This window comes from Streptomyces sp. NPDC058401, assembly GCF_042722885.1.
In the GTDB taxonomy this organism is placed as follows: domain Bacteria; phylum Actinomycetota; class Actinomycetes; order Streptomycetales; family Streptomycetaceae; genus Streptomyces.
In genome coordinates this window covers 30,605-50,705 of record NZ_JBHXKA010000026.1, presented here as the reverse complement: position 1 = coordinate 50,705, position 20,101 = coordinate 30,605, and the positions used below count along the sequence as shown (strand labels likewise).

At 72.3% G+C, this 20,101-nt stretch carries 20 protein-coding genes; 12 read left to right on the top strand and 8 right to left on the bottom strand.

What is annotated here, in order from left to right:
* The first annotated feature begins 246 nt into the window (after positions 1-246).
* Entirely contained in the window at positions 247-831 is a 585-nt protein-coding gene (locus tag ACFWNV_RS12655; protein WP_383944758.1) for a suppressor of fused domain protein, read from the top strand.
* 1,067 nt (positions 832-1,898) lie between these two features.
* On the opposite strand, the gene ACFWNV_RS12650 is transcribed toward ACFWNV_RS12655, so the two are convergent.
* Positions 1,899-2,123, bottom strand: a complete 225-nt coding sequence (locus tag ACFWNV_RS12650) for a hypothetical protein (RefSeq protein ID WP_383944755.1) — start codon at positions 2,121-2,123, stop codon at positions 1,899-1,901.
* A gap of 184 nt (positions 2,124-2,307) precedes the next feature.
* Between ACFWNV_RS12650 and ACFWNV_RS12645 the strand changes: the two genes are divergently transcribed.
* The 3 genes from ACFWNV_RS12645 to ACFWNV_RS12635 all read left to right on the top strand — a co-directional run bounded on the left by ACFWNV_RS12645 (position 2,308) and on the right by ACFWNV_RS12635 (position 4,684).
* The gene (locus ACFWNV_RS12645) at positions 2,308-2,949 is read left to right on the top strand and encodes a DUF6758 family protein (RefSeq protein ID WP_383944752.1); all 642 of its coding nucleotides are present in this window, start codon (positions 2,308-2,310) and stop codon (positions 2,947-2,949) included.
* A gap of 193 nt (positions 2,950-3,142) precedes the next feature.
* Positions 3,143-4,009, top strand: a complete 867-nt coding sequence (locus tag ACFWNV_RS12640; RefSeq protein WP_383944749.1) for a PHP domain-containing protein — start codon at positions 3,143-3,145, stop codon at positions 4,007-4,009.
* Between the two features lie 69 nt (positions 4,010-4,078).
* Positions 4,079-4,684, top strand: a complete 606-nt coding sequence (locus ACFWNV_RS12635; RefSeq protein ID WP_383944746.1) for a MarC family protein — start codon at positions 4,079-4,081, stop codon at positions 4,682-4,684.
* Positions 4,685-4,803: 119 nt separating this feature from the next.
* Here the strand turns inward: ACFWNV_RS12635 and ACFWNV_RS12630 are convergent, their stop codons facing one another.
* From ACFWNV_RS12630 to ACFWNV_RS12620, 3 genes are all read right to left on the bottom strand, one after another.
* Entirely contained in the window at positions 4,804-4,956 is a 153-nt protein-coding gene (locus ACFWNV_RS12630; protein ID WP_383944743.1) for a hypothetical protein, read from the bottom strand.
* A 101-nt stretch (positions 4,957-5,057) separates the two neighbouring features.
* A complete protein-coding gene (locus ACFWNV_RS12625) occupies positions 5,058-5,975 on the bottom strand; it encodes an alpha/beta fold hydrolase (protein WP_383944741.1) in 918 nt (305 codons plus the stop codon).
* A gap of 107 nt (positions 5,976-6,082) precedes the next feature.
* Entirely contained in the window at positions 6,083-8,179 is a 2,097-nt protein-coding gene (locus ACFWNV_RS12620; RefSeq protein ID WP_383944739.1) for a DEAD/DEAH box helicase, read from the bottom strand.
* Between the two features lie 465 nt (positions 8,180-8,644).
* On the opposite strand from ACFWNV_RS12620, the gene ACFWNV_RS12615 reads away from it, so the two are divergent.
* The gene (locus ACFWNV_RS12615) at positions 8,645-9,403 is read left to right on the top strand and encodes a ferritin-like fold-containing protein (RefSeq protein ID WP_383944737.1); all 759 of its coding nucleotides are present in this window, start codon (positions 8,645-8,647) and stop codon (positions 9,401-9,403) included.
* 117 nt (positions 9,404-9,520) lie between these two features.
* On the opposite strand, the gene ACFWNV_RS12610 is transcribed toward ACFWNV_RS12615, so the two are convergent.
* The 4 genes from ACFWNV_RS12610 to ACFWNV_RS12595 all read right to left on the bottom strand — a co-directional run bounded on the left by ACFWNV_RS12610 (position 9,521) and on the right by ACFWNV_RS12595 (position 11,376).
* The gene (locus ACFWNV_RS12610; protein ID WP_383944734.1) at positions 9,521-9,823 is read right to left on the bottom strand and encodes a hypothetical protein; all 303 of its coding nucleotides are present in this window, start codon (positions 9,821-9,823) and stop codon (positions 9,521-9,523) included.
* A 151-nt stretch (positions 9,824-9,974) separates the two neighbouring features.
* The gene (locus ACFWNV_RS12605; protein ID WP_383944731.1) at positions 9,975-10,202 is read right to left on the bottom strand and encodes a DUF3107 domain-containing protein; all 228 of its coding nucleotides are present in this window, start codon (positions 10,200-10,202) and stop codon (positions 9,975-9,977) included.
* Positions 10,203-10,375: 173 nt separating this feature from the next.
* Complete coding sequence (locus ACFWNV_RS12600; RefSeq protein WP_250741767.1) at positions 10,376-11,014, bottom strand: TetR/AcrR family transcriptional regulator; 639 nt, start codon at positions 11,012-11,014, stop codon at positions 10,376-10,378.
* 146 nt (positions 11,015-11,160) lie between these two features.
* Positions 11,161-11,376, bottom strand: a complete 216-nt coding sequence (locus tag ACFWNV_RS12595; protein WP_383944729.1) for a hypothetical protein — start codon at positions 11,374-11,376, stop codon at positions 11,161-11,163.
* Between the two features lie 120 nt (positions 11,377-11,496).
* Here ACFWNV_RS12595 and ACFWNV_RS12590 point away from each other — a divergent pair, with 120 nt between their 5' ends.
* The 7 genes from ACFWNV_RS12590 (at position 11,497) to ACFWNV_RS12560 (ending at position 19,918) form a co-directional block, all read left to right on the top strand.
* The gene (locus tag ACFWNV_RS12590; protein WP_383944726.1) at positions 11,497-12,567 is read left to right on the top strand and encodes an alpha/beta fold hydrolase; all 1,071 of its coding nucleotides are present in this window, start codon (positions 11,497-11,499) and stop codon (positions 12,565-12,567) included.
* A gap of 4 nt (positions 12,568-12,571) precedes the next feature.
* The gene (locus ACFWNV_RS12585; protein ID WP_383944723.1) at positions 12,572-14,098 is read left to right on the top strand and encodes a DUF3152 domain-containing protein; all 1,527 of its coding nucleotides are present in this window, start codon (positions 12,572-12,574) and stop codon (positions 14,096-14,098) included.
* Between the two features lie 46 nt (positions 14,099-14,144).
* Positions 14,145-14,240, top strand: coding sequence for an Ms4533A family Cys-rich leader peptide (locus ACFWNV_RS12580; RefSeq protein WP_383944720.1), 96 nt, complete (start codon positions 14,145-14,147; stop codon positions 14,238-14,240).
* 191 nt (positions 14,241-14,431) lie between these two features.
* The gene (locus tag ACFWNV_RS12575) at positions 14,432-16,171 is read left to right on the top strand and encodes an ABC transporter substrate-binding protein (RefSeq protein ID WP_383944717.1); all 1,740 of its coding nucleotides are present in this window, start codon (positions 14,432-14,434) and stop codon (positions 16,169-16,171) included.
* The gene (locus tag ACFWNV_RS12570; protein ID WP_383944715.1) at positions 16,168-17,151 is read left to right on the top strand and encodes an ABC transporter permease; all 984 of its coding nucleotides are present in this window, start codon (positions 16,168-16,170) and stop codon (positions 17,149-17,151) included. The genes ACFWNV_RS12575 and ACFWNV_RS12570 overlap by 4 nt, the downstream gene beginning before the upstream one ends.
* Positions 17,148-18,140 carry an ABC transporter permease gene (locus tag ACFWNV_RS12565; protein WP_383944712.1) on the top strand — a complete coding sequence of 331 codons (993 nt, stop codon included), beginning with the start codon at positions 17,148-17,150 and terminating at the stop codon, positions 18,138-18,140. Before ACFWNV_RS12570 ends, ACFWNV_RS12565 begins: the two co-directional genes overlap by 4 nt.
* Positions 18,137-19,918 (top strand): dipeptide ABC transporter ATP-binding protein, encoded by a 1,782-nt coding sequence (locus tag ACFWNV_RS12560; RefSeq protein WP_383944708.1) that lies wholly within the window; start codon positions 18,137-18,139, stop codon positions 19,916-19,918. The genes ACFWNV_RS12565 and ACFWNV_RS12560 overlap by 4 nt, the downstream gene beginning before the upstream one ends.
* Positions 19,919-20,101: the final 183 nt, after the last annotated feature.

Sequence of the window (20,101 nt, the reverse complement as noted above, 5' to 3'; positions counted from 1 at the left end):
ATCAAAGGGGGCGCGGCGCGCCCGTCGGCGAAGTGGAAGAGCGAGAGGTACCGCACGTACTGTGCGATCGACTTCGATGCACCGCAGCCCCACCTCCTCCGGCCGGTCCCCCGTAGGGGACGTCCTGTCGCCGGGGCACTGAAACTTCTCTTCTGAGAGCGTCCCCGACCAACGGTCAACGATATCAGCCGACGGATGGTCAAGACCCGCCCTTTACCCGGCTGATACGAGTTCTATGCTCGCTCCATGGCAGAAATTCTGGCCCTTGTGGAAGCCCGGCTGCGCTCCGCCCTCGGCGAACCCGACGCCCGCGCCGCCGTCACCTTCCTGGGCACCGACCGCTTCGAAGTCCTCCGCTTCACCGAGGGCGACCTCGTGCGGTACGCGACCCTCGGCATGTCCGCCCAGCCGATGACCGACCCGACGGCGGTGGTCTCCGACCCCGTCCGCGGCCCGCGCGCGGAGCTCGTGCTGACCGTACGGGGCGGGCTCGCGCCCACCGACAGGCTGCTGCGGCCACTGGCCGTGCTGGCGGCCTCGCCCCAGGTGGAAGGGCTCATCGTGACGCCCGGCGCCTCCCTGGACGTGGGCGAACCCCTGTGGGACGGGGCACCGTTCACCTCCGTACTCGTCGCGGAACCCGGCGGACTGGTGGAGGACCTCGCCCTGGACGACCCCATGGACCCCGTCTCCTTCTTCCCCCTCCTGCCGATGACGGCGAACGAGGCGGCATGGAAACGCGTCCACGGAGCGGCCGCCCTGCAGGAACGCTGGCTCGCGCGCGGCACGGATCTGCGTGACCCTCTGCGCACGGCAGTCCCCCTGGACTGAGCATCCGGCCGCCGGGCCGGTCGGCCGACTTCCCGGTCGCCCGGTGAGCGCGGCCGATCATCCGACGCTCGTACGGGCGAATGCCGGGGGCTGCCGGCATGCAGCTTCGGCGGAGGTGTCAGCGTTGACACGGAACGTCGTCGGGACCTGGTCAGGGGAGGGGGCGGCTGATGACGCGAGGCGAGGAGCTGCGGAAGGCACTGCGCACCCTGGCTGTTCCCTTTACCGTGTCGGCGCCTGCGGGGGCGCGCATCCGGGATCGGCTGCGTCTGTCCGTCCGTGATGCCGAGGTGGTACGGCTCGTGGGTGATCACCTGGGCAGGCATGCCCGTGCCGATCTGGCCGGGCGGGTGCGGATCGGGTTGGTGCCCGCACGGCGGAATCTGCGTGCGGAGCGCAAGCGTGCTCTGACGAGGGTGTCGTCATCCCGGTGGGCAGGTGCGATCACGCGCGCGTCCGATGACCAGTACCAGCTCTCCCTGCGGTGCCTCTTCGACGAGCGTGCCTCGCTGCGCCGGACCATCACCATGATCCGACGGCGTCCGGCGGTCCCGTGCGGGCAGCGAGTCGGCGGTGTCCGGGGATATCCGAGCCGGGGCGAGCGTGCACAGAAGCAGTCCCGGTTGCAGGTCCTGACCGTGCGTCTGGTCAGGGTGGAGCGGCGGATCGCGGCCGGTCATCCGGCGGTCGTGGCGGGTGGCCGCAAGCTCGCCAAGACCCGGCACCACCTCGGCGCCGCCGGGCTCGCCGAGGCAGAGTGGCGGGAGCGGTGGGACGCGCGGCGTCTGTTCCTGACCGCCGACGGCGAGTGGCTGGACCGGATCACCGCCAACCGTTCCGTCCGCTACGACCTCGTATGCGACCCGGAACGCGGGCGCTGGTACCTCGACGCTTCCTGGTCCACCCCGAAAACGGTCCTCCCCACACCCGCAGAGCCGGCCGCGACCGGCGCCCGGATGCTGGCGGTGGATCTCAACGCCGGCCACCTCGCCGCCTGCGTCGTGGACACCCATGGCAACCCTGTCGGCCGGCCGTTCACCATCCCCACCGACCTGACCGGTCCCACCTCACAGCGCGACGGACGCCTGCGTCAGGCGATCAGCCACGTCATCCGCCTCGCCCACCAACACGGCTGCGCCGGTCTCGCGATCGAGAACCTCGGCTTCGCCGATGCGCGTGCGACTGGCCGCGAGACGTTGGGCCGGGGCAAGCGCGGTAGGACGTTCCGGCGCACGGTTGCCGGGTTGCCCACCGGACGCTTCCGTGACCGGCTGGCCGGCATGGCCCACCACACCCGGGTGACAAGACCTGCCGGGCCCGAAGCGACCAACTCGCACTGGTCCCCGTCCCCCAAGACCGTTCGGGGAGACAACCGGCCGTGCCGGTTCACGGCGGTTCGCCCAACAGGGGCGAACACGCCGAGGAACGGTGATCGCATCTTGACGGGGCGGGCGGCGGGGAGGAGCGTGGCTTCTTATGAGGGGCGAACCGAGTTGCCCGAAGTGTGGTGGCCGGGTCAGGGCGCCCGGTCTTTTCGCCGACTCCTGGCAGTGCGCGGTGCACGGCACCGTCCATCCCCTGCAACCCGTGATCCCGCCGAGCGTCGAAGGCCTGGGCGTGGTGGTGAACCGGGCGCAGGTACCGGTCTGGATGCCCTGGCCGCTGCCCGTCGGCTGGCTGTTCACCGGGATCGCCTCCGCCGGTGACGACCGCAGCGGCGGCCGGGCCACCGCCGTGGCCTGCTCGGGTCCCGGCCCGCTCGGTGGCATCGGCGAGCTGCTGCTGGTCGCCGAGGAGCTGGGTGTCGGCCTGGGCGCGCGTTTCGCCGGCCTCGACGCCCCCGACCCGGGCCGCTACATGAACGTCTCCGCCCCGCCGCACGCCAAGGTGGTCGCCGCCGGGCGGCCGACGCCGCTCTGGCACGTCACGGGCGTCCCGGAGGACCGGGCCGTCTTCGCCGGCGAGGCGCGCGGGCTGTGGCTGTGGGCGATCGTCTGGCCGGAGCAGTCGGGCCTGCTGATGTACGACGAGCTGGTGCTGACCGACCTGCGCGACGCGGGGGCCGAGGTGGAACTGCTGCCCTGCGGAGCCCTGAGCCCCCGCATCCTCTCCTCCTGACGCACCGCTCGCGCGGATCGGCCCTGGCGGGCCTCACCGGCTTCGCGGTGCTGCACCGGACTCCGTCCGGCGGCCCGGGGCGCGGGTGGTCCGGCGGTCCCCGGTGTGGCCGGTCGGGCGCAGTCCCGTAGCGGGAAAAGCGGACGGTATCCTGGAGTGTCCCCCGTCCGCGCGTGAACCCTGGAGTCCGGCTGTGCGCATCGATCTGCACGCCCACTCCACGGCCTCGGACGGTACGGACACCCCCGCCGAGCTGGTGCGCAACGCCGCCGGTGCGGGGCTCGACGTGGTGGCGCTGACCGACCACGACACCGTCGCCGGATACCGCGAGGCCGTCGCCGCGGTGCCCGAGGGGCTGACCCTGGTGACCGGCATGGAGCTGAGCTGCCGGCTCGACGGCATCGGCATGCACATGCTGGCGTACCTCTTCGATCCCGAGGAGCCCGAGCTCTCCCGCGAGCGGGAGCTCGTCCGCGACGACCGCACCCCGCGCGCCCAGGCCATGGTCGGCAAGCTCCGGCACCTCGGCGTGGACATCACCTGGGAGCAGGTGGACCGGATCGCCGGCGAGGGGTCCGTGGGCCGCCCGCACATCGCCGCCGCGCTCGTCGAGCTCGGCGTCGTGCGCACCGTGTCGGACGCGTTCACCGCGGACTGGCTCGCCGACGGGGGCCGCGCGTACGCCGAGAAGCACGAGCTCGACCCCTTCGACGCGATCCGCCTGGTCAAGGCGGCCGGCGGGGTCACCGTCTTCGCCCACCCCGCCGCCGTCAAGCGCGGCACCTGCGTGCCCGAGAGCGCCCTCGCGGCCCTCGCGGCGGCCGGCCTCGACGGCATCGAGGTCGACCACATGGACCACGACGACGCCACGCGCGCGCGACTGCGCGGCCTGGCTGCCGACCTCGGTCTGCTGACCACCGGGTCCAGCGACTACCACGGCAGCCGCAAGACCTGCCGGCTCGGGGAGTACACGACCGACCCCGAGATCTACGGCGAGATCACCCGCCGTGCCACCGGGGCGTTCCCGGTGCCCGGCGCCGGTGGACGCGTGCGCGGCTGACCCTGCCGCCGCCCCTCCCGCTCCACCCCCTCCTTTTTTCGTGACACCCCTCTCCTGCAAGGCATCACTGTGCTCGATTTCGCCGTCTTCGGATCCCTCTTTCTCACCCTTTTTGTGATTATGGACCCCCCGGGGATCACGCCCATCTTCCTCGCGCTGACCTCCGGCCGTCCGGCCAAGGTGCAGCGCCGCATGGCCTGGCAGGCCGTCTGCGTCGCCTTCGGCGTCATCGCCGTCTTCGGCCTCTGCGGCCAGCAGATCCTCGACTACCTGCACGTCTCCGTGCCGGCCCTGATGATCGCGGGCGGGCTGCTGCTCCTGCTCATCGCGCTCGACCTGCTCACCGGCAAGACCGACGAGCCGAAGCAGACCAAGGACGTGAACGTCGCGCTCGTCCCGCTCGGGATGCCGCTGCTCGCCGGGCCCGGCGCGATCGTCTCGGTGATCCTGGCGGTGCAGAAGGCCGACGGGTTCACCGGTCAGTTCTCGGTGTGGGCCGCGATCGTCGCGATGCACGTCGTGCTGTGGGTGGTGATGCGCTACTCGCTCGTCATCATCCGCGTGATCAAGGACGGCGGCGTGGTCCTCGTGACGCGCCTGGCCGGCATGATGCTGTCCGCCATCGCGGTCCAGCAGATCATCAACGGCGTGCTCCAGGTGATCCAGACCGCGTAGCCGTCCAGACCGCGCAGCGCCGCCCGCCGCGCATGCGAACGCCCCCGCACCGGGATCGGTGCGGGGGCGTTCGTCACATGGGTGGACGCGGCCGATCGGCCGCTGTCAGGTGGACGCGGTCAGTTGGACACGGTCTCAGCCGGTCGGATCAGGAGGCGCTGGCCGACGGCCGCGGCCTGCTGCACGATCCGGTTGACGGAGGCCGCGTCCACGACGGTGCTGTCCACGGCAGATCCGTCGACGTCGTCCAGGCGCAGAATCTCGAAGCGCATGGGGCTTCTCCCTTCGTCAGTGTTTCTTCCTTCTACAGGGTTAACGAAGTGTAAGCCGCAAACATTCCCTACGCTAAGGAAATTTTTTCCTTGTCTAACTACTAACGCGTACCGGAGACGTCAGAGGAGCCGCCAGAGGAGCTGCCAGAGGAGCCATCAGAGGCCCCCCAGAACGCCGCCAGCGCCGCCGCGACGGCCGCCGGATCCTCGGCGTTCGGCGAGTGTTCCGTCCCCGGGACCACCACCCGCGCAGCGCCCAGCCGGTGCGCCATCGCGTCCATCTCCGACACCGGCCACACCGGGTCCGACTCCCCGGACAGCACCAGCTTCGCCAGCCCGGGCGCCGCGGCGGCGAGCTCGTCGATCCGGTCCGGCTCCTCGATCAGCGCCCGCCCGGTGACCATCAGCTGCTCGGGGACGGTACCGAGCCAGCGGGCGCGCAGGAAGGCCTTGAGGGCGGGGTCCTCGGCGGGCGCGTCGCGCGGATCCAGGGCGCGCATGGCGTCCCAGATGGCCGGCATGTCGTCGCCCATCGCCTCCAGCGCCGAGACGAGCAGCTTCGTACGGCCCTGCTGGTCCGCGCAGACCGCGCCCGGGCCGCTGCTCAGCAGCGTGAGGCTGGCGTACGGGGCCGGATCGCGGACCACGGCCGCCCGGACGATCAGCCCGCCCAGCGAATGCCCCAGCAGGTGCACCGGACCGGCCGCGCCCAGGGCGGCGGTCTGCGCGAGGACGTCGCGCGCCAGTTCCGTCAGGGCGTACGGGGCCTGCGTGCGCGGGCCGCCGCTCTCGTGCTGGCCGCGGCCGTCGACGGCGACCACCCGGTACCCGGCGGCGGACAGCGGCCCGAGGAGGCCGAGGAAGTCCTCCTTGCTGCCGGTGTAGCCGGGTACCAGCAGGGCGGTGGCGCGGACCGGCCCGACGGGCACGGCCTCGTGCACGGCGAAGTCCCCGCGGGCCGTGGCCAGCCGGTACGCACGGGCTGCGGGCGGGAGCGTAAGGGTCGGCGGCTTGCTCATGGCCCGAGGTTACCGGCCCGTACGCCCGTACGGGAGCTGCGCCGGGCCCCGGGTACGCCGATGGCCCCGGCCCCCTCGAAAGGGGACCGGGGCCATCGGGAAGGGCGTTACGCCTCCGGGGTCTCCACCGCGGCGACGGCCTTGCGGGTCCGGGTGCGCTTCGGCTTGACCGGAGCCTCCTCGGCGACCGGAGCGGCGGCCTCGGCGGCCGGAGCCTCCGGGGCGGCGGCCGCGACCTTGCGGGTCCGGGTCCGCTTCGGCTTGACCGGAGCCTCCTCCGCCACCGGGGCGGCGGCTTCGGCGACGACCTCGGCGGCCGGGGCGGCAGCCGCGACCTTGCGGGTCCGGGTGCGCTTCGGCTTGACCGGAGCCTCCTCGGCGACCGCGACCGCGGCGGCCGGAGCCTCGACCACGGCGGCCTGGGCGATGACCTCGGCGACCGGGGCGACCGGGGCGACGACCTCGGCCACCGGAGCGGCCGCGGCCTTACGGGGCGCACGGGCACGCGGAGCACTGCTCCGGGGCGCGCTGCTCCGGGAGGAGCTGCTCCGCGGGGCGCGGACCGGCTCCACCATCGGGGCCATCTGGAAGTCGGGCTCGGGCTCCACCACGAACGGGGCCAGCGGCTCCAGCGCCGTCGCCGGGGCGACGAAGGTGGCGGCCGGAGCGGCGGACCGGGTCCGGCGACGGCGCGGCTTGCGCGCCTCGTCGGCGGCCGGAGCCTCCGGAGCCTGGACCGCGGCGGCCTGGACCGCGGGAGCGACCGGGGCGACCGGGCTGACCGGGGTGGCCTCGGCGGTCACCGGGGTCAGGAGCTCGGCGCCGTGGTCCGAGCCGCCACGGGTGCGGCGGCGCTGGCGCGGGGTACGGGCGGTGCGCTCCTCGGCGGCGGCCGGGGCGGCGGCACCGCGGCCACCGTCACGTCCGCCGTCGCGGCCACGTCCGCCGTCACGGCCGGCATCGCGACCGCCGTCACGGCCGCCGTCGCGACCGCCACGGCCACCGCGGCCGCCGGTCTCGCCCAGGTCTTCCAGGTTCTCGGCCTTCAGGCCGGCCCGCGTGCGGTCGGCGCGCGGCAGGACACCCTTGGTACCGGCGGGGATGTTCATCTGCTCGTACAGGTGCGGGGACGTGGAGTACGTCTCCACCGGGTCGTGGAAGTCGAGCTCCAGCGCCTTGTTGATCAGCTGCCAGCGCGGGATGTCGTCCCAGTCGACCAGGGTGACGGCGATGCCCTTCTTGCCCGCGCGGCCGGTGCGGCCCACGCGGTGCAGGAAGGTCTTCTCGTCCTCGGGCGTCTGGTAGTTGATGACGTGGGTGACGCCCTCGACATCGATGCCGCGCGCGGCGACGTCGGTGCACACCAGCACGTCGACCTTGCCGTTGCGGAAGGCGCGCAGTGCCTGCTCGCGGGCGCCCTGGCCCAGGTCGCCGTGGACGGCGCCGGAGGCGAAGCCGCGCTTTTCGAGCTGCTCGGCGATGTCGGCCGCGGTGCGCTTGGTGCGGCAGAAGATCATGGCGAGCCCGCGGCCTTCGGCCTGCAGGATGCGGGAGACGAGCTCAGGCTTGTCCATGTTGTGCGCACGGAAGACGTGCTGCGTGGTGTTGGCGACGGTCGCGCCCTCACCGTCCTCGGAGACGGCGCGGATGTGCGTCGGCTGCGTCATGTACCGGCGGGCCAGTCCGATGACGGCGCCCGGCATGGTCGCCGAGAACAGCATCGTCTGACGCTTCGCGGGCAGGTAGGACATGATCCGCTCGACGTCGGGCAGGAAGCCCAGGTCGAGCATCTCGTCGGCCTCGTCGAGGACGAGGGCCTTGACCTTGGAGAGGTCGAGCTTCTTCTGCCCGGCCAGGTCGAGCAGGCGGCCCGGGGTGCCGACGATGACGTCGACGCCCTTCTTGAGCGCCTCGACCTGCGGCTCGTACGCGCGGCCGCCGTATATGGCGAGGACGCGGACGTTGCGGACCTTGCCCGCGGTGAGGAGGTCGTTGGTGACCTGGGTGCAGAGCTCGCGGGTCGGAACCACCACGAGGGCCTGCGGGGCGTCGGTCAGCTGCTCCGGAGTGGAACGGCCGGCCTCGACGTCCGCGGGGACGACGACGCGCTCCAGCAGGGGGAGACCGAAACCGAGCGTCTTGCCGGTACCGGTCTTGGCCTGGCCGATGACGTCCGTGCCGGACATGGCGACGGGGAGGGTCATCTCCTGGATCGGGAAGGGGGACACAATGCCGACGGCCTCAAGGGCTTCGGCCGTCTCGGGAAAGATCCCGAGGTCTCGGAACGTAGTCAGGGTGCTGCCTCTTCTGTGAGACGCGGCGCGAGGCGGCGAAGGGGGTCGTACCGTGCCGGGCTTGCAGTACTACTACGTACGTACGAAGCTGCGCGGGACCACGAGCCATCGCTCAGGCGCTTTATGCCGCTGAGGGGGCCCCTCGTGGGAGGCGGTACGTATGAACGTACGCATCACGCCGAGGGCGGTCGGGTGGAGCCGATCGGGCCACCGACCGGGCATCCTCATTCGGATGGCCCGCCGAGTGTTCGGCAGGCGCATTACCACTGTACCCCGGAATCTCGCAGCTGTGTCGGGTGAATTCACCAGGTAGGCGCGTTTACGTGGACTGAGCAGGTGGTTCACGGTGCCTTTCGGCGAGCTATTGTGCGGTGCATGTCGACCGTTGAAAACGCATCGCCCGCCGACGAAAGCGCCCCCGCCGAGGCGGCCGGTATCGCCGCCCAGGACTGGGCCACGGCCTCCGCCTCGCCGCAGTACCGGGCCGCCGTGGTGGATCTCCTCGGGGCGCTCGCGTACGGCGAACTCGCGGCCTTCGAACGCCTCGCGGAGGACGCGAAGCTCGCGCCCACCCTCGGGGACAAGGCCGAGCTCGCGAAGATGGCCTCCGCCGAGTTCCACCACTTCGAGCGCCTGAGCGACCGGCTCGCCGCGATCGACGAGGACGCCACCGCCGCGATGGAGCCCTTCGCGAAGGGCGTCGACGACTTCCACCGCCAGACCGCCCCGTCGGACTGGCTGGAGGGCCTGGTCAAGGCGTACGTCGGCGACTCCATCGCCAGTGACTTCTACCGCGAGGTGGCCACCCACCTGGACACCGACACCCGAGGGCTAGTCGTGAGCGTGCTCGACGACACCGGCCACGGCGGCTTCGCCGTCGAGAAGGTGCGCGCCGCCATCGAGGCCGACCCGCGCTGCGGCGGCCGGCTCGCGCTGTGGGCCCGCCGGCTGATGGGCGAGGCGCTGTCGCAGGCGCAGCGCGTGGTCGCCGAGCGCGACGCGCTCTCCACCATGCTGGTCGGCGGAGTCGACGGGATGGCGGCCGGTTTCGACCTGGCGGCCGTCGGCGAGATGTTCACCCGGATCACCAAGGCGCACACCAAGCGCATGGCGGCCCTGGGCCTCGCGGCGTAACGCGGGCCCCGGGACGTACGTCGGCCCCCGCGCGGAGCATCGCACGGGGGCCGACCTGCGTCTGTCAGCGTCTGGCAGTGGGGTTCATTGGAGCTCAGCGGGGCTCAGTGGGGCCGTCTAGCCCCGCGTCGGAACCGAAAACGGAGCCCGGCGGGGCGGCCTCGCAGTCCGGCCGGCGGGCCGCAACAGCAGGGACAGGACCACCATCGAGACCAGCGCGCCGCCGATCAGGGTCGCGAACAGGGTGTTGTGCCCGGGGCCCAGCGCGGTGTGCGTCAGATAGGCACCGAAGAGGGCGCCCGCCACTCCGCTCACCAGCACCGCCCGCGAGGACGGCAGCCGCGGGCCGAGCACACGGACGGCCACTCCGGCCAGGGCGAGGCCCAGGAGAGCGGAGCCGAGCGCCTCGATCAGCAGCATGGGGGTTCCTCTCGAACGTCGGGCGTACCGGGGCGTACCGGGAGCGTGTCCTACACCGCTCCTACCCGAAGCGGAGGAAACGGAAACGGCCCGGCGGAGTCCTCCACCGGGCCGTTCTCGGTACTTCTGGGTGTTGCCGGGTGCTTCTGGCTCAGAGAGTGCCGAAGCCGACCTTGCGCACGCTGGGCTCGCCCAGGTCGACGTACGACAGACGCTCGGACGGCACCAGGACCTTGCGGCCCTTGTTGTCCGTGAGGCTCAGCAGCGGCGCCGAGCCGGACAGGGCGGCGGTGACGATGCTCTCCAGCTCCTCGGCACTCAGGTCGCTCTCGAGCACGATCTCCCGGGGTGCGTGCTGCACGCCGATCTTGACCTCCACGGCCTTGTCCCTCCGACGGTCCGGTTCGCGCGATCAGCCGCGCCGTTACCCGGTCCACATTAGCCCGGAGAGGGGACGTGTCCGCCGCGCGGCGAAAACGCTCGCAGCGAACAGCCGCCGGTCAGACCGGCGGGGACCGCCGGGACCGGCCCGGAAACCCGGGCCGGCGCCGCTCAGACGTCCGTCGGGTGCAGCGGGAAACCGGCGATTCCGCGCCACGCGAGGGAGGTCAGCAGACCCACCGCGGTGTCACGGGCGACCGGGCTCTCGCTCGACAGCCAGTACCGGGCCACGACCTGCGAGACCCCGCCCAGGGCCACGGCCAGCAGCATCGACTCGTCCTTCGACAGGCCGGTGTCCTCGGCGATGACGTCCGAGATGGCCTCGGCACACTGCAGCGAGACGCGGTCGACGCGCTCGCGCACCGCCGGCTCGTTCGTCAGGTCCGACTCGAAGACGAGCCGGAAGGCGCCGCCCTCGTCCTCGACGTACGCGAAGTACGCGTCCATCGTCGCGGCGACGCGCATCTTGTTGTCGTTCGTCGACGCGAGCGCGGTGCGCACGGCGAGCAGCAGGGACTCGCAGTGCTGGTCCAGGAGCGCCAGGTAGAGGTCGAGCTTGCCGGGGAAGTGCTGGTAGAGCACCGGCTTGCTGACTCCGGCACGCTCCGCGATGTCGTCCATGGCCGCCGCGTGGTAACCCTGCGCGACGAAGACCTCCTGGGCGGCGCCCAGGAGCTGGTTGCGCCGGGCCCGGCGCGGAAGTCGCGTGCCCCGCGGACGCGCTGCCTCGGTCTGCTCGATGGCTGTCACGCCGCCTCCCACTTTCTCTAGAACACAGTGCGCCTTGCGCCGCGCGGCCATCGTACTTTTCGGTAACCGAATCTGGAGGGTTCAAGCCGAGTTTTCTCGCGGTACGGACCGCCGGTCACCCACCGGAGATGCTGGTCAGCGCTGGCTCAGCGGTATTCGTCCTCGTCCAGGTTCACCACCCGGGTCTGCTCGGCCGCGTCCGCGTCGGAGGCTTCGCGCTGGCCGACGGGGGTGAGCGGATCGTCCCCGACCGGATTCAGCTCCGTGTTCTGCTCCGCCGCGTCCGCCTCGGGGGCTTCCACGTCGAGGGCTTCCGGCCGCTCCGACTGGAAGGTGTCCGGTTCCGCAGGGTCGACAGTCATGGAACTCCCCTTTCCACTTACGAGCCTAGGAGGATCGCGCGTACCCCGCTAGGCAGCTCCGCAAGCATCTGTGACGGCGAACACAAGAGGACCTGCGTGATCGTCTCGTAACATTGCCCCATGTCTTCGACCGAGCTGCCGGGTGTACGGTCCGCCGACCCCTCGTCTTCCGGCCAGTCCTCCCAGGTGGGAGCCGTGCGGCTGGCCGAAGGTGAGCAGCTGCGCACCGACCGGCTGCCCGGGCTGGAAATGAACGTACGGGTACGCCCCGCGCTCCGTGCCGGCCTGCCGGCCGCGCTGTTCGTCCACGGGCTCGGCGGTTCCTCGCAGAACTGGTCCGCGCTCATGGCGCGGCTGGCCGATTCCGTCGACGGCGAGGCCCTGGACCTGCCCGGCTTCGGCTGGTCCCCGCCGCCCGCCGACCGGGACTACTCGATCACCGGGCTCGCCCGCGCCGTCATCCGTCACCTGGACGCCGCCGGACGCGGACCGGTGCACCTGTTCGGCAACTCCCTCGGCGGGGCCGTCTCCACCCGGGTCGCGGCCGTCCGGCCCGACCTGGTGCGCACGTTGACGCTGGTCTCCCCGGCGCTGCCCGAACTGCGCGTGCAGAAGTCGGCCGTGCCGACCGCGCTGCTCGCCGTGCCCGGCATGGCCGGGTTCCTCGACCGGCTCACCCGCGGCATGAGCGCCGAGCAGCGCACCCGGGGGGTGACGGACCTCTGCTACGGAGACCCCTCGCGGGTGACTCCCGAAGCGTTCGAGGCGGCCGTCGAGGAAATGGAACGGCGGCTCGCACTGCCGTACTTCTGGGATGCGATGACCCGTTCCTCGCGCGGCATCGTCGACGCGTACACCCTCGGCGGCCAGCACGGACTGTGGCGCCAGGCGCAGCGGGTGCTCGCACCGACCCTGTTGGTCTACGGTGGCCGGGACCAGCTCGTCTCGTACCGTTTGGCGCGCAAGGCCGCCGCGGCCTACCGGGGTTCGCGGCTGCTGTGCCTCCCGGAGGCGGGGCACGTGGCGATGATGGAGTACCCCGAGGTGGTCGCGGCCGCCTTCCGGGAGCTGCTGGACGCCACCGCCCACGGGCACGGCGCCGAGCCGGAACCGGGCGCAGCGGACCCGGCCGTGCCGGAACCGGCCGCGCAGGAGCACATCGTGAACACCGACGAGGACGGCAAGGGCTGACGACGTGGGACGACATAGTCGCAAGGAGTCCGGCCAGGCTCCGGGCCCCGGCTCAGGCCATCCGCAGCCGGCCGAACAGGCCGGCGCCCGGACCGCCGCCGCCCCGGCCGGGTGGGCCGAGCCGGCCGCCGCCCCCCGCGGGTACGCGGCCCCGCCGCGCCGCGAGCCGGTGTCCGGCGCGCGCGGCGGACACCCCGAACAGCACGAGCCCGGCGGCGCCTGGGGCGCCGCCGCCGGTACCGGCGCGGCCTACGGGGACTGGCGCGGGGCCCCGCGCACCCGGCCCGCGGCCCCGGTCCACGACAGCCCGCTCCACGATTCCCCGGTCCACGACACCCCGGTCCACGACTCGCGGGTCCACGACGGCCCCGCCTACGACAGCCCCGCCTACGGCACCCCGGTCTACGAGGCACCGGTCTACGACACCCCGGCCTTCGGCACCCCCGCGGTCGGCTTCCCGCAGGTCCGCCTGGACTCCCCGATGACCGCGACGGGCTCGCACCGCCGGGTCACGGTGACCGAGGACGCCTTCGCGACGACGGGCCCGCACCGCCCGGTCCCGGTCCCGGTTCCGGTCCCCGGCGGGGGCTTCCCCGAGGACGCCTTCACCGCCAGCGGTTCGCACCGCCGGATCCCCGCGCCCCGCACGCCGGTCACCGCCCCCGCCGCCGAGCCGGTGGAGGCACTGCCCGCCGCCGGGCGCGGCGGCAAGGGCCGCACGTACGCCGGGATGGCCGCCGCGGCCCTCACCGTCGCGCTCGCCGTCGTCGTCGCCGGCCAGGCGGCCTCCGAGAGCGACAACGGCAAGAACACCCTGCGCGCCGCCGACGAGGGCAACAGCCACACCGCGCAGGGCAACTCCGCCGCCTCCCGGTCCGACGGCCGGCCCACCCCGGACGCCTCCGCGGCGCTCCAGGCCGCGCCGGAGCTCTCGTACGACCAGAAGATGGCGCAGCAGTTCCCGATCGACGAGAAGCTGAAGGGTCCCGGTGCCTTCGACACCGTGCCCGGCGTGGCGCAGGCCCCCGGCAAGGGGAAGGTGGTCCGCTACCGCGTCGACGTGGAGCAGGGACTCGGCCTGGATCCGCAGCTGTTCGCCGAGGCCGTGCACCGGACGCTGAACGACGACCGGAGCTGGGGCCACGGCGGCACGAAGACCTTCGAGCGGGTGCCGGGCGGCGAGGCCGACTTCGTGATCACGCTCGCCAGCCCGGGGACCACCGGCGTCTGGTGCAAGAAGTCCGGGCTCGACACCACCATCGACAACGTCTCCTGCGACTCCGCGTCGACCGACCGCGTGATGATCAACGCGTACCGCTGGGCGCAGGGCTCGGTGACGTTCGGCCCGGACCAGATGTTCGCCTACCGGCAGATGCTCATCAACCACGAGGTCGGCCACCGGCTCGGCCACGGCCACGTGAGCTGCCAGACCCCGGGCGCCCTCGCCCCGATCATGCAGCAGCAGACGAAGTCCCTGGACATCAACGGAATCCAGTGCAAGCCCAACCCCTGGGTGTATCCCGGGAGTTGATATACGGCTTTGACAAAATGTTCGATGGTCGGTCATTGTTCTCCGCATGTCGCACATCCACACCACCGCCGCGAGCGCCGCCATTGAGCTGGCGCTGCTTGGTGTGACCGCGCACAGCGTGGCCGACATCTTCTGTCGCTGACGCCTCCCTGAGCGCGCGACTTCCGGTTTTCTCCGTCGTTCCGCCGCGCCCGGGGCTTCCAGCCCGCAGGTGCGGCGTTCTTCGTTCCTCCGTCCCCGCCGTCGGCACGCCGCCGACCGCGCCGACGTGGACCGCTGCCCCTCGCGTGGCCTTTTCCGCATCTCCCTTCACGCCGAGAGGTCCCTTTTCCCATGGCCCGTCAGTCCCTCATATCGCGCCGCGTGGCCGCGGTCGCCGTCAGCGTCGTTCTGGCCGGGGGCGCCGCCGCCTGCGGGCCCACGGACGGCACGGACAAGGCCTCCGCCGGTGACAAGCCGGGCGCCTCCGGCGCCGCCCCGCAGAAGGGCGGCACCCTGACCGTCCTCAACAACGAGCCGCAGAGCGACTTCGACCCGGCCCGCCTGTACACCTCCGGCGGCGGCAACGTCCCCTCGCTCGTCTTCCGCACGCTCACCACCCGCAACCGCGAGGCGGGCCCGGCCGGCGCCAAGGTGGTGCCCGACCTGGCCACCGACCTCGGCAAGCCCAACGCCGACGCCACCGAGTGGACGTACACGCTCAAGGACGGGCTGAAGTACGAGGACGGCTCGCCGATCACCAGCGCCGACATCAAGTACGGCATCGAGCGGTCCTTCGCCGCCGAGCTGTCGGGCGGAGCCCCGTACCTGCGCGACTGGCTGGTCGGCGGGGAGACGTACGAGGGCCCGTACAAGGACGGCGGCAAGGGCCTCGACTCGATCGTCGTGCCCGACGCGAAGACGATCGTCTTCAAACTCCGCAAGCCCGAGGGGGAGTTCCCCTTCCTCGCCACGCAGACGCAGTTCGCGCCCGTACCCAAGGCCAAGGACACCGGGGTCAAGTACGAGGAGCACCCGGTCTCCTCCGGCCCGTACAAGGTCGTCAAGAACGAGAACGACGGCGAACACCTCTCCCTGGAGCGCAACGAGAACTGGGACGAGAAGACCGACGAGGAGCGCAAGGCCTACCCGGACAAGATCGACGTCCGCTCCGGGCTCGACGCGGCGGTCATCAACCAGCGCCTGTCCACCAGCTCCGGCCCCGACGCGGCCGCCGTCACCACCGACACGAACCTCGGCCCGGCCGAGCTCGCGCAGATCGGCGACAACAAGGAGCTGGGCGGGCGCGTCGGCACCGGCCACTTCGGCTACGTCAACTACCTCGCCTTCAACCCGAAGGTCGCCCCCTTCGACAACCCGAAGGTCCGCCAGGCGATCTCCTACGCGATCAACCGGACCAGCGTGATCAACGCGGCCGGCGGCTCCGCCCTCGCCGAACCCGCCACCACCTTCCTGCCCGAGCAGGAGGCCTTCGGCTTCGCCCCGTACGACCACTTCCCGGCCGGCAAGACCGGAGACCCGGCCAAGGCCAAGGAAGTGCTGGCCGAGGCGGGCTTCAAGGACGGGCTGACCATCACGCTCACCCACTCCAACGCCCAGAACCGGCAGACCAGCCCCGAGGTGGCCACCGCCGTGCAGCAGGCGCTCGCCGCCGCCGGGATCACCGTCAAGCTGGAGGGACTGGAGAACAACGCCTTCAACGAGAAGCGCTGGGACGTCAAGAACACCCCCGGCTTCTTCCTCTCCCGCTGGGGCGCCGACTGGCCGTCCGGCGCACCCTTCCTCGCCCCGATCTACGACGGCCGGCAGATCGTCACCAACGGCACCAACTACAACCACGCGCAGCTCAACGACCCGGCCGTGAACACCGAGATCGACGAGATCGCCAAGCTGACCGACCTCGCGGCGGCCGGCAAGCGCTGGGGCGCCCTCGACAAGAAGATCGGTGAGCAGGCGCTCGACGTCCCGCTCTTCCACCCGGTCTACAAGCGGCTCGTCGGCAAGGAAGTCAAGAACGTCGTCATCAGCGACTGGACCGGCGTCCTCGACATTTCGCAGGTCTCGGTCAAGTGACGCTCCTCGCCCAGCAGTCGGCGGCCGGGCCCGGGGTCATCGCCCCGGGCCCGGGCGCCGGGCGGCAGGTCTGGCGGCGGCTGCGGACCCGGCCCTCGGCCGTGGCGGCGGCCGCCGTCCTGCTGCTCCTCGTCCTCCTCGCCCTCGCCGCGCCGCTGTTCGCGCACCTCACCGGCCAGGACCCGAACGCCTACCACGATGACCTCGTCGACTCCGCACGAGGGGGCGTCCCGCTCGGCTCCTTCGGCGGGATCTCGGGCGAGCACTGGCTCGGCGTCGAACCGGGCACCGGCCGCGACCTGTTCGTCCGGCTGCTCTACGGGGCCCGGATCTCACTGCTCGTCGCACTCGGCGCCACCGTCGTCCAGGTGCTCGTCGGGGTCGGCGTCGGGCTGGCCGCGGCCCTCGGCGGCCGGTTCGCCGGCCAGCTCGTCAGCCGGGTCACCGACGTGATGATCGCCCTGCCCATGCTGGTGATCGCCATCGCCCTCACCGCCGTCGTCCCGCCCGGCTTCCCCCGGCCGCTGCTGCTGATCCTCGTCATCGGACTCCTCGACTGGGGCGGCCTCGCCCGGATGGTCCGCGCCCAGACCCTCTCCCTCAAGGAGCTGGACTTCGTGGACGCCGCCCGGCTCTCCGGCAGCGGCACCCTGCGGATCGCCCGCCGCGAGCTGCTGCCCTCGCTGGCCGCGCCCGTCATCACCCTCGCCGCGATCAAGGTCCCGACCGCCATGGTGGTCGAGGCCTCCCTGTCCTTCCTCGGCGTCGGCGTGAAGCCGCCCACCCCCTCGTGGGGGCAGATGCTCTCCAGCGCCCAGACCTGGTTCCGCGCCGACCCCGCCTACGTGCTGCTCCCCGCCGGGCTGCTCTTCGTCACCGTGCTCGCCTTCACCGTGCTCGGCGACGCCGTCCGCACGGCCCTCGACCCGCGCGAGGACTCGCGGCTGCGGGTCGGCACCAGAAAGGAGCGCAAGGCGTGACCCGCTTCGTGCTCAAACGGACCGGCGGCGCACTGCTCGTGCTGCTCACCCTGTCCGTCGTGATCTACGCACTCTTCTACCTCGTCCCCGGCGACGCCGCCCGGCTCGCCTGCGGAGAGCGCTGCAACCCGGCGCAGATCGCCCAGGTGCGCGAACAGCTCGGGCTGAACGAATCGACCGTCTCGCAGTACCTGAAGTTCCTCCAGGGACTGCTGGCCGGCCGGGACTACTCCGGCGGCGCCGGGCTCGTCCTGCACTGCGACGCACCCTGCCTGGGATTCTCGTACCAGAACGACCAGCAGGTCACCGAGCTGCTGCTGCAACGGCTCCCCGCCACCCTGTCGCTGGCCCTGGGCGCCCTGGTGATCTGGCTCGTGATCGGCGTCGGCACCGGACTGCTCTCCGCGCTGCGCCGCGGCGGGCTCACCGAGCGGGCCCTGACCGTGCTCACCCTCGCCGCCACCGGCACCCCCGTCTTCATCCTCGGGCTGCTGCTGCTCATGGCCGTCTGCGCCTACCTCCAGTGGCTGCCCTTCCCCACGTACGTACCGCTCGGCGACGATCCCGAGCAGTGGGCGTGGAACATGCTGCTGCCCTGGGTCACCCTCGGCTTCTTCGAGAGCGCCAAGTACGCCCGGCTGAGCCGCAGTTCCATCCTGGAGACGCTCGCCGAGGACCACATCCGCACCTTCCGCGCCTACGGGGTCGGGGAGCGGGCCATCGTGACCCGGCACGCCGTGCGGGGCGCGGTCGCCCCGGTGATCGCACTCAGCGCCGTGGACTTCGGCACGATGATCGGCGGCGCCGTACTGACCGAGTCGCTGTTCGGGATCCCCGGGCTCGGCAAGACCCTCATCGACGGCGTACGGGTCGTGGACCTGCCCGTCGTGGTGGGCGTGGTGCTCTCCATCGGCGCGGCCGTCGTGCTCGCCGGGGTCATCGCCGACCTGCTGTACGCCGTCGCGGACCGAAGGGTGGTTCTGGCATGACGCACGCACCGCTGGTGGACGTCACCGGCCTCACCGTCGACTTCCCGGTCGGCCGGCCGGGGGAGTACGTACGGGCCGTGGACGGGGTGTCCTTCACCCTGGAGCCCGGCCGCGCCCTGGGCATCGTGGGGGAGTCCGGAAGCGGCAAATCCACCGTCGCGGCAGCCCTGTTGGGGCTGCACCACGGGACCGGAGCACGTCTCGGCGGCACCGTCCGGGTCGGCGGCACCGACGTGGGCGCGGCGAGCCCGGCAGAGCTCCGGGAGCTCCGCGGGGCCGTCGCCGCGATGGTCTTCCAGGACCCGCTGAGCTCCCTGGACCCGTACTACGCCATCGGCGACCAGATCGCCGAGGTGTACCGGGTGCACGCCGCCGTGACGCGTCGTGCGGCCCGGGCCCGGGCCGTGGAGGTGCTGGACCGGGTGGGCATACCCGACGCGGCGCGCCGCTCCCGGGCACGGCCGCACGAGTTCAGCGGCGGCATGCGGCAACGGGCCCTGATCGCCATGGCGTTGGCGTGCGAGCCGCAGCTCCTGATCGCGGACGAGCCGACCACGGCGCTGGACGTCACCGTCCAGGCACAGATCCTCGACCTGCTGCACGGGCTGCGGGAGGAACGCGGGCTCGGACTGCTGCTGGTCACCCACGACGTGGGCGTGGCGGCGGAGAACGTGGACGCGGTGCTGGTGATGCGGGACGGGGGTGTCGTCGAGCGGGGCCCGGTCGGGTCCGTGCTGTCGGCTCCGGCCGATCCGTACACCGCGGCCCTGCTGGCGGCGGTGCCGCGGCTGGACGCGGTGCGGGTGCCCTGGCCGGGGGCTGTACGGGCGCTGCCCGTGCCCGCGCCTCAAACGCCGGCGGGGCTGGATTTGGCTGAGGCCAGAGATCGGGGCTCCGCCCCGGACCCCGCGCCTCAAACGCCGGCGGGGCTGAAAGTGCCCCGGGCGAGGCTGGAGGTGGCGCCGCTGGATGTGCCCGTCGTCGAGGCGTTTTCGCTGCGGAAGGAGTTCGGGCGGGGGAAGCGGCGGGTGGAGGCCGTGGGTGGGGTGTCGGTGCTCGTGCGCGCCGGGGAGACGCTGGGGATCGTCGGGGAGAGCGGCAGCGGCAAGAGCACGCTCGGTCGGATGCTCGTCGGGCTGCTGGAGCCCACCTCCGGGCAGATCCGGCGGGACGGGGCGGAGAGCGCCGGGCTGGTGCCCGGGGTGCAGATGGTGTTCCAGGACCCGGTGTCCTCGCTCAACCCGCGCCGCTCGATCGGCGAATCCATCGCGGACCCGCTGCGCACGGCGGGGGAGAAGGACCGGCGGGCCGTCCGCGACCGGGTCGGCGAACTGCTGGTCCGCGTCGGCCTGGAGGAGGCCCACTACGACCGGTACCCGCACGAGTTCAGCGGAGGCCAGCGCCAGCGCGTCGGCATCGCCCGGGCCCTCGCGCCCCGGCCCCGGCTGATCGTCTGCGACGAGCCCGTCTCGGCCCTCGACGTGACCACGCAAGCGCAGGTCACCGCCCTGCTGGCCGAACTCCAGCGGGAGCTCGGCATCGCACTGGTCTTCATCGCGCACGACCTCGCGGTGGTGCGTCAGGTCAGCGACCGGGTCGCGGTCATGCGGGGCGGGGTGATCGTGGAGGAGGGCCCCGTCGACGAGGTCTACGACCGGCCGGTCCACGCCTACACCCGGGAGCTGCTGGCCGCCGTACCGTCCCTCGATCCGGCCCTGGCCGCCGCCCGCCGGCTCGGCCGGCGCCGTCCCGGAGAGGTGCTCGCGGGATCGCGTTGAGGCGCTCCACCTAGTTCTTAGCGTGCTCGAACGCGAACCGTACGGGAAAGTTACGACTCTTCACCCCTTCCGGTGGCGGGCCGGTCAAACCTCCGGCGCGCCGACGGCCAAAACGCGGGGGTTCGTATACCGCGGGGCGCCCGCCCAAACGAGTACGCCAGAAACGGGAGATAGGGGGTGGCA

Coding starts and splice junctions, on each gene's coding strand:
- ACFWNV_RS12655 (WP_383944758.1), top strand. CDS start 247: ATGGCAGAAATTCTGGCCCTTGTGGAAGCCCGGCTGCGCTCCGCCCTC.
- ACFWNV_RS12645 (WP_383944752.1), top strand. CDS start 2,308: ATGAGGGGCGAACCGAGTTGCCCGAAGTGTGGTGGCCGGGTCAGGGCG.
- ACFWNV_RS12630 (WP_383944743.1), bottom strand. CDS start 4,956: ATGCGCTTCGAGATTCTGCGCCTGGACGACGTCGACGGATCTGCCGTG.
- ACFWNV_RS12625 (WP_383944741.1), bottom strand. CDS start 5,975: ATGAGCAAGCCGCCGACCCTTACGCTCCCGCCCGCAGCCCGTGCGTAC.
- ACFWNV_RS12620 (WP_383944739.1), bottom strand. CDS start 8,179: ATGACCCTCCCCGTCGCCATGTCCGGCACGGACGTCATCGGCCAGGCC.
- ACFWNV_RS12615 (WP_383944737.1), top strand. CDS start 8,645: ATGTCGACCGTTGAAAACGCATCGCCCGCCGACGAAAGCGCCCCCGCC.
- ACFWNV_RS12610 (WP_383944734.1), bottom strand. CDS start 9,823: ATGCTGCTGATCGAGGCGCTCGGCTCCGCTCTCCTGGGCCTCGCCCTG.
- ACFWNV_RS12595 (WP_383944729.1), bottom strand. CDS start 11,376: ATGACTGTCGACCCTGCGGAACCGGACACCTTCCAGTCGGAGCGGCCG.
- ACFWNV_RS12590 (WP_383944726.1), top strand. CDS start 11,497: ATGTCTTCGACCGAGCTGCCGGGTGTACGGTCCGCCGACCCCTCGTCT.
- ACFWNV_RS12580 (WP_383944720.1), top strand. CDS start 14,145: ATGTCGCACATCCACACCACCGCCGCGAGCGCCGCCATTGAGCTGGCG.
- ACFWNV_RS12575 (WP_383944717.1), top strand. CDS start 14,432: ATGGCCCGTCAGTCCCTCATATCGCGCCGCGTGGCCGCGGTCGCCGTC.
- ACFWNV_RS12560 (WP_383944708.1), top strand. CDS start 18,137: ATGACGCACGCACCGCTGGTGGACGTCACCGGCCTCACCGTCGACTTC.